The organism is Halomonas sp. 707D4, assembly GCF_024158685.1.
Lineage (GTDB): Bacteria > Pseudomonadota > Gammaproteobacteria > Pseudomonadales > Halomonadaceae > Vreelandella.
In genome coordinates this window covers 1-2034 of record NZ_JAMZBD010000529.1, presented here as the reverse complement: position 1 = coordinate 2034, position 2034 = coordinate 1, and the positions used below count along the sequence as shown (strand labels likewise).

General features: G+C 65.6%; 1 protein-coding gene and 1 pseudogene. Both read right to left on the bottom strand.

Features of this window, described 5'->3' with window-relative positions:
• A partial coding sequence (locus BIS11_RS16195) for a DUF4123 domain-containing protein (RefSeq protein WP_253586542.1) occupies nucleotides 1–983 on the bottom strand: 983 nt, incomplete at its 3' end.
• Between the two features lies 1 nt (nucleotide 984).
• Nucleotides 985–2034, bottom strand: a pseudogene (locus tag BIS11_RS16190) (type VI secretion system Vgr family protein); the annotation flags it as partial.

Genomic DNA, 2034 nt, shown 5'->3' with positions numbered 1-2034 from the left:
GCTCCAAATCGAGCGAACTCGTTCTGGTCGACCGCAAATTGACGGCTCTGGCGGCAGGCGTCGCGGGCCTGTTCGCTCAAGGTCACCTGAGCCAACCGCCCCTGTACCTCATGAGCCGGGGTATCGAGCGCCACATCGGATAGCAGCGTAAGCTCGGCAGGAAAGGCCATCAGCGGCGACAAGGGCACCATGAGCGCGTCCAGCGGGGCCATGAAGGCCGCCAGTTTCCAGGTGTGCAGCGCCTGGGTCATGTCCAGCGCCACGCGCGGGTCGTAGAAGCGGAAGTACACCGGGGCCTGCTCGTTGGCCGGCGTCCAGAGCATGGTGAACTTGCGAAAGTGCGCGCGCAGTTGCTTGAGCGTGGCATGGGAGTGAAACAGCACGCCCCAGTGCTGGTCTTGGGGCAGGCTTTCCAGCCACGCGCGAAGGTCGCTGTCGGCTTCCAGTCGCACGAGCCAGGGGGCGTTGGCTTGAGTTTCTGCATTGGTGGAGGCGTACAAGCAGGTGTATTGCGCGTCGGATTGGCCCAAGCGCGCCTGGATCTCACGGCAGTTGATACCATCGATGACCGCCCAGAGCGGCGGCTGGTTGGGTGTCAGTAGCGCCGACCAGGTGGTTTCGCGATAGGTCAGGGGCGGCTCGATGGGCGCGGGCTCGACCGGTTCGGGTTCGATGACGAGCGCCAGCATCTCGCCGTAGACCACCGGCTGCCGAGAGGTCGTGGCGTGGGCCAGCTCGACCAGCGTTTGTGACATGCCCTGATGCCGAAAGCGCTGCAGCAACGTCTGGACAGCGTCCAACTTGAGAAGGCTCAGGCCGTCGTCGCGCAGCCGGGTCTGCAACAGGGTGCGAACCTCGTCGGCGGAGTGGGCCAGCACCGCCACGGAGAGTACCGCCTCGTCGGTCTCCTCTTCCCAGCGCCTTGCCTGGGGCGTCTGGGCGGCGATATGGCAACGTGCCACCCAGTAGTCCGGCGGCGCCATGTCAGCCCTCCTCCAGCGGGCAGTGGGAGACGAAGGGGCTGCCTTCGCCAGCGGCCACTTCCAGCACCGCCGGCACCGGTGGTAAAGCGGCCGCACTCGGCGAGGCCGCGCCCACGTTGAGCACCGGCGTCACGTCGACGCTTCCCCCGTTGAGCACCAAGGCCGAGCCGCCCGCCACCAGCGTGATCTTGCGAGCATCCAGAATCAGTTCGCCGTCGGCCTTGAAGGTGATATCGCCATTGGCATGGGTCTGATAGTTGCCACCAACCTTCAACCCGCGCTCGCCATCGATGTGTTCGGTGTGGTCGGTATGCACCGTGATATCGCGATTGCCGTCGATGGTCTCCACCCGGTCCTTGGCGACCGCCAGGTGGGAATTGTTGCCGATGGTCGCCGTGTCATCGAACTCCACCCGCTTCTGACGGGAGTTCAGGACATGCAGCTCCAGGTTCTTCTGGGCGTGCAGGTAAATGAACTCTTCACCGGCCTGGTCTTCGAAGCAGAGCTCGTTGAAGCCCTCGCCCTGGTGGGTCTGGTCTTGATGGCGGTGCGCGTCTTGTGTTCGGGCAGTGCGTAGGGCGGCGTGTTTACCGCGTGGTACGTTCGCCCGGTGACCAGCGGCTGGTCCGGATCGCCTTCCAGGAACGAGACGATCACCTCGTGGCCGATGCGGGGAATGGCGATGCTGCCGTAGCCGCCGCCGGCCCAGCCCTGGGAGACGCGCACCCAGCAGCTCGCGGTGCCGTTCGGTTCGGCGTAACGGTCCCAGGGGAACTGCACCTTGACCCGGCCGTGTTCGTCGCAGTGAATCTCCTCGCCTTCCGGCCCCACCACGAAGGCGACCTGGGGGCCGTCGACGCGTGGTTTGGGGTTGGGGGTGGCGCGCCAGGGAGTGTCCCCCGGGATAAGGGTGACCTGGTTGACGTAGCGGGTCATGCCGCCGGTGTCGCTACTGATGCTGTCTTCTTCCAGCGCCTGGGGCTGTTCACCGGTGTGCTCCACCGCCACCACCTGCCAGTCGCGGTTGAGGCTCTGGGTGTCGTGGTCGGTG